General features: G+C 59.3%; 6 protein-coding genes. 3 read left to right on the forward strand and 3 right to left on the reverse strand.

What is annotated here, in order from left to right; all coding sequences use genetic code 11:
• Together FVQ81_17975 and FVQ81_17980 are read left to right on the forward strand one after the other, a co-directional pair.
• Window positions 1-352 (forward strand): TonB-dependent receptor (locus FVQ81_17975; GenBank protein ID MBW7998420.1); only part of this gene is annotated, 352 nt, incomplete at its 5' end.
• Window positions 353-916: 564 nt separating this feature from the next.
• The gene (locus tag FVQ81_17980) at window positions 917-1,204 is read left to right on the forward strand and encodes a hypothetical protein (GenBank protein MBW7998421.1); all 288 of its coding nucleotides are present in this window, start codon (window positions 917-919) and stop codon (window positions 1,202-1,204) included.
• Between the two features lie 18 nt (window positions 1,205-1,222).
• Here the strand turns inward: FVQ81_17980 and FVQ81_17985 are convergent, their stop codons facing one another.
• The 3 genes from FVQ81_17985 to FVQ81_17995 all read right to left on the reverse strand — a co-directional run bounded on the left by FVQ81_17985 (window position 1,223) and on the right by FVQ81_17995 (window position 4,374).
• Window positions 1,223-2,125, reverse strand: a complete 903-nt coding sequence (locus FVQ81_17985; GenBank protein MBW7998422.1) for a DUF58 domain-containing protein — start codon at window positions 2,123-2,125, stop codon at window positions 1,223-1,225.
• Window positions 2,122-3,150 (reverse strand): AAA domain-containing protein, encoded by a 1,029-nt coding sequence (locus tag FVQ81_17990; GenBank protein MBW7998423.1) that lies wholly within the window; start codon window positions 3,148-3,150, stop codon window positions 2,122-2,124. The genes FVQ81_17985 and FVQ81_17990 overlap by 4 nt, the downstream gene beginning before the upstream one ends.
• 378 nt (window positions 3,151-3,528) lie before the next feature.
• On the reverse strand, window positions 3,529-4,374 hold the full coding sequence (locus FVQ81_17995; protein MBW7998424.1) for a fumarylacetoacetate hydrolase family protein: 846 nt from the start codon (window positions 4,372-4,374) through the stop codon (window positions 3,529-3,531).
• Window positions 4,375-4,647: 273 nt separating this feature from the next.
• Between FVQ81_17995 and FVQ81_18000 the strand changes: the two genes are divergently transcribed.
• The coding region (locus FVQ81_18000; GenBank protein ID MBW7998425.1) for a cellulase family glycosylhydrolase at window positions 4,648-5,264 on the forward strand (617 nt) is incomplete at its 3' end.

Below are 5,264 nucleotides of genomic sequence, written 5' to 3' on the forward strand. Positions count from 1 at the left end.
CGGTTTCAGTATCTCCGAGGAAGCGGCAATCTACGATGCGGAAGATAAAATTTCCGGAGCACCCCTGTTCAACCGCCCGGATTTCGTCAACACGGTCAAGCTGGCCTATGCGCACGCCGCGCTGGGTCTGAACGTCAATTTCCGGATAATCTCCACCGGCGCGCAGTACCTCTCGCTCGATGAGCAAGTTAACGGCTACACGGTCTGCAACCTTCACCTCTCGAAAGCGGTCGCCGACAATTTCCGGCTCAACGGCGGGATCAACAACCTGTTCAACGCAGACAGCTATTTCCCGCAATTCCAGGGGACGGGCACGTATTTTTACATGGGAATTTCGCTGGATTACAGGTAAATTACCTCAATTCATCTGCAATTCATATCTCATTCTGAATCCGGAAACAAGTGACGGTGGAAAGCGATCCCTCCAGCGCCGGAGAGTCTGCCGGGAGGAATAACAGGAATCCGGCCCTTTTACCTCCGGAAAACTTGAACGCCCCCGCGAATAGTTATAATATTCACGGGGGCGTTTTATCTGCGGTAAACCGCTGCTGTCAGCCCTTTTTCGGAGACTTTCCACCGTGCTGATATTCGCGCCCGTACGGATGGGCACTCCGCCGGACCGGAGGACGCCGCAGGGTTCCTGGTGGAATCAGTGTCCGCCCGGCTGCAACCGATACGTTGACAGCGCGGCCGGGATTTGACTCGTTACCCAACTGAAAGCACACTGGTTGGGCCGTCTGAGGGACACCAACCCTCGCAGCCCGCCCTCGGCCCATAAGGAAAACAGCTAAAAAAATCCGCCGGAGTTCCGATAATAATATTACGGGCCGGGAAACAGTTGGTGATCTTAAACTTTTTGGCATTAAGGATTCTGTAGGCCGGCATGATATTTTTCGGCAGAAAATCTTACAGAACTATGGCCGGACTGACTGTCAAAACATTGTCCGCCGCAATGCTGATAGCGGCCCTGGGAGGCTGCGCCGGTGGGAGCCTGCTCAGTCCCAGGCCGATGATCGGGCGGGACAGGCTGGTGTTCCGCCTGGTGGACCAGGAGAGCGGCAATACTTTCTATACCCGTAACGTATGGTTCGACGGGGGAACTTACCGGTTCCACGACGTTTACGGGCGCGATGTGTCCATTATCAGAAGCGACCAGGTGACGGTGGACATTATCAGCGCCGCCGAGTACTACGAAACTCCGTAAGCCCCTTACCGCTGCAAATCAGCCCAACCTTCTTCGCTTTTCCAGAAACGCATACAGCGCCCTGTCGAACGGCGTGGCGGTGGAGACAAGCTGGTAGTCGATCAGCGACTCGCGGCAGCGTGAGCGCAGGTTGGCCACCATCGCGGCCACCTCGCGGTCGTACTCCTCCTTGACCTGCCAGGCGTGGGTCTGTAGTGTCTCGCCGGTCTCCATGTCGCGGAACAGGATTTCGCCGCCGCCGGGTAGGCCCAGTTCGCCGGGATCGAGGATGTGAAATACGATCACCTCGTGCTTGCGGTGGGCGAAATATTTAAGCGAGCGGATCGTGTCCTCGGGAGCGGTCAGCAGATCGGAGAGGACCACGATCAGGCCGCGGCGGCGGATCCGCTCGGCCAGTTCGCGGTAGACAGGAAGGGGGCTGGTCAGGCCCCCGCATTCCATCGCTTCAAGCTTGGAGATCAGCAGGCCCAGCTGGCTCATCCGCGCCCTTGGCGCCACGTATTCGTGCAGCCGGTCGCTGTAGAGAGCCATCCCGACCCCGTCGCGCTGGCGCAGGAGAAGGTAGCTGAGGCTGGCCGCCAGCATCGCGGCGTAACGGTCCTTGCCCAAGGTCCCCTCGCGGCTGAACGCCATCGAGCGGCTGGTATCGATCAGGATGCAGGCTTTGAGGTTGGTCTCTTCCTCGAACTGCTTGATATAGTAGCGGTCAGTCTTGGCGAACAGCTTCCAGTCGATATTTTTACGCTCGTCGCCCGGCATGTAGGGACGGTGGTCGGTGAACTCGACGCTGAAGCCGTGATAGGGAGAGCGGTGCAGGCCGGTGATAAAACCCTCCACCACCTGGCGGGCGATCAATTCCAGGTTTTCCAGCCGTGAAATAACCAGCGGGTCAAGCATCCTGGTCCCGGTCAGCGCACTCATCCCTTGTTCTCCAGCAGACGGTTCAGCACGTCCTCCACGCCCACGCCCTCCGCCTCGGCGTTGAAATTGGCGATTACCCGGTGGCGCAGCACGGGCAGGATCACCCGGCGCACGTCCTCCTCGCCGGGCGTGTAGCGGCCATCGAGCACGGCCAGGGTTTTGGCGCCCAGGATCGCGTACTGTCCGGCGCGCGGCCCGGCTCCCCAGTTGATCCATTCGCGGACAAACTCCGGCGCTAGCGGATCGGCCGGACGGGTGGCGCGGACCAGCTCGACAGCATAGCGGACAACCTTGTCGCTGACCGGCACGCGACGTACAAGCTTCTGCAGGGCGGCAATCTCATCCCTGCCCAGCACCCTGTCCACGGCGGCAGTCTCCTGGCTGGTGGTGCTGGCGACAATCTCCACTTCCTCGTCCAGCGACGGGTACTCGATAGAGAGGCTGAACATGAACCGGTCGAGCTGGGCCTCGGGCAGCGGATAGGTGCCTTCCTGCTCGATCGGGTTCTGGGTGGCCAGCACGAAAAACGGTTCGTCCAGCGAATAGGTGTGCCCGCCGGCGGTCACCTGGTGCTCCTGCATGGCCTGGAGCATGGCCGCCTGGGTTTTGGGCGGAGTGCGGTTGATCTCATCGGCCAGCACGACATTGGCGAACACGGGTCCGCGATGGAATACGAACTCGCGGCCATGGCCGGCCTCTGATTCCTGCTCCAGAATATCGGTGCCGATAATATCGGAGGGCATCAGGTCAGGGGTAAACTGAATCCTGTTGAACGACAGGTCCAGCAGTTTGCTCAGGGTGCTGATCAACAGCGTCTTGGCCAGACCCGGCACACCGATCAGCAGGCCGTGTCCGCGAGCCAGCAGGCAGATAACCAGCTGGTCGATTATTTCCCGCTGTCCGACAATGACTTTGCCGATTTCGCTGTTTATCTTTTCCCGCGCCTGCTGGAGTTTCTCCACCGCCTGCACGTCCGATGCTCTTGCCGAATCGCCAAGTTGAGACAAATTAAGCTCCTTTTGCAGATTTACCCGGGTTGAACGACGAATTTAATCTCCGCACCACCGGTAAGCAAGTAACCGCTGCTACTTTCACTCCGTTCCGGCAAAAAGGACCCGCCGGCACCCAATCTTATGGATTGCATGTACCGATTTCTAAATGAACTACCCCGCGGCAGAGCCGCGAGGGATCAGGCCAACTTTCCGGCACTGCGTACCACCGGAATTTCTAACTGCAAAAAAACAAAAGCGGTAACCCCGGAGCAAGCTCCGAGGAATTCTTTTCGATTAACGGCGGTCGGTTGAATGTTTGTCAGCTTGCTGCAAGATTTCGGGTTGCGGCGGCAAGAAGAAGGTAAAACTGCTGACTTCGGCCTAACGCGAGCCTCACTAAGTGCAGCTTCCTCAGCGAACCCGGTTCTCCAACTCGCCGATCCGCTCCACTTTCACTTTCAGCTTGTCCCCGCTGTCGAGAAACACCTGGGGATCCCGTCCGGCACCAACGCCCGGGGGCGTTCCGGTCAGCAGAAGGTCGCCGGGCAGCAGGGTCATGGTCTGCGACAGGTAGCTGACCAGTTCCGCCACGCCGAACACCATCTCGGCCGTGCTCGAATCCTGCATCACCTCGCCGTTGAGTTCCAGCGCAATCGCCAGCGCCTGCGGGTCGGGAATCTCATCGGCACTCACCAGCCAGGGGCCGAGGGGACAGAACGTGTCCGGACTTTTGGCCCTGGTCCACTGGCCATCGGCCTTCTGCGCGTCCCGCATCGTGATATCGTTGGCGCAGGTGTAGCCGAAAACGCAGTCCAGGGCCGCGTCCCTGTCCACCGCCTTGCAGCGTTTTCCGATCACAACTGCCAGCTCGGCTTCATAGTCGATCTCGCGGCTTACTCCCGGCAGTACGATCTCATCGCCCGGACCGGCCAGCGCATTGGCGTATTTGGCGAACAGCACGGGGTGTTCGGGCAGGTCGTGACCCAGTTCCCTGGCGTGGTCGGCGTAGTTGCGGCCGATACACATGATTTTCTGCGGGCTGCTCAACGGTACGAGCAGTTCCGGGTCCGAGAGCCGGGGATAGTCCCTGGCCGCCGCGTCGGCCGCCTCGCGCCAGACATCCTCGCCGGCGGCAATCAGCTCGTCGAGATTCTCCCAGTGAACCATTCCGCATGCCTTGAGATCCACTAAAGCGCCGTCGCTGTCCATCACCGCCGGACGGGCGCTGCCATCCACCCTTACCATCGCCAACTTCATCTGTAACCTCCGCTGCTTATTCCATTCACCTGGGAAACGCACACTTCGGCAAGGTTAATCTCCAGCGCTCTCAAAATCAAGTTTAAGCCCCGCTCTGCCGGGCCTGATCCCGTTGACAAGTTCAGCGCCAGGGCATATTGTACAACCCCGGCGGTACTTTCTTTGCATCATAACGGCTCACACCACAAAAGTGTCGAGGCCCGCCGCAGACTGGCCGCCTGGATCATGGGGGATTTCAGGTAATTTTTTTACCATCAGCAATTTAGAGCTGACATGCTGACAAAATTCGACAAACCGTTACTCGGCACGGTGTTCCTGATCGAGCAGGACGTGCCGCGTGATACAATCGGCCGTGATCTGGAGAATATCGCCGGGCTGGGCCTGAACCTGGTGGTGCTCTGGCCGCCGCTGTCCCGCTGGGATTCGGCTGACGGTGTCTCGGTGGCGTTCGACACTGTGGACTATGTGATGGACCTCTGCGCGGAGCTGGGCCTGGCGGCGATCCTGGAACTCGAGGGTCAGAACCCCGCGTTCCAGTTCATGCCCGACTACCTGTTCAAGGAAGAGTATTTCAGTATCGACGACACCGGCAAGCACTGGGTCAACTACCTTCACCCCGAGGTGGACAAGCTGATCTGCGACTACTGCCGGGAAGTAGCCGGGCATTTCAAGGACCACCCGGCGCTGCTGGGCTACGACCTGTTCAACGAAGTCAATTTCCGCTCCACGGACAAGCACAACCTGGCCGCCTTCCAGCGGTGGCTAACAGAGAAATACGGTTCTGTCGGCAAAATCAACCGGGTCTGGGGCCGGTTTTTCAGCTCGTTCGAGCAGGTCCGGCTCGATAACCTGGACTACGCTTACTCGAAGTGGAGTTCGCTGCGGCCGCA

Source organism: Candidatus Glassbacteria bacterium (genome assembly GCA_019456185.1).
Lineage (GTDB): Bacteria > Gemmatimonadota > Glassbacteria > GWA2-58-10 > GWA2-58-10 > JAJRTS01.

Bases quoted from the DNA above. Each gene is read 5' to 3' on its own strand.
- FVQ81_17985 (MBW7998422.1), bottom strand. From the start codon at position 2,125: ATGAGTGCGCTGACCGGGACCAGGATGCTTGACCCGCTGGTTATTTCA.
- FVQ81_17980 (MBW7998421.1), top strand. From the start codon at position 917: ATGGCCGGACTGACTGTCAAAACATTGTCCGCCGCAATGCTGATAGCG.
- FVQ81_17995 (MBW7998424.1), bottom strand. From the start codon at position 4,374: ATGAAGTTGGCGATGGTAAGGGTGGATGGCAGCGCCCGTCCGGCGGTG.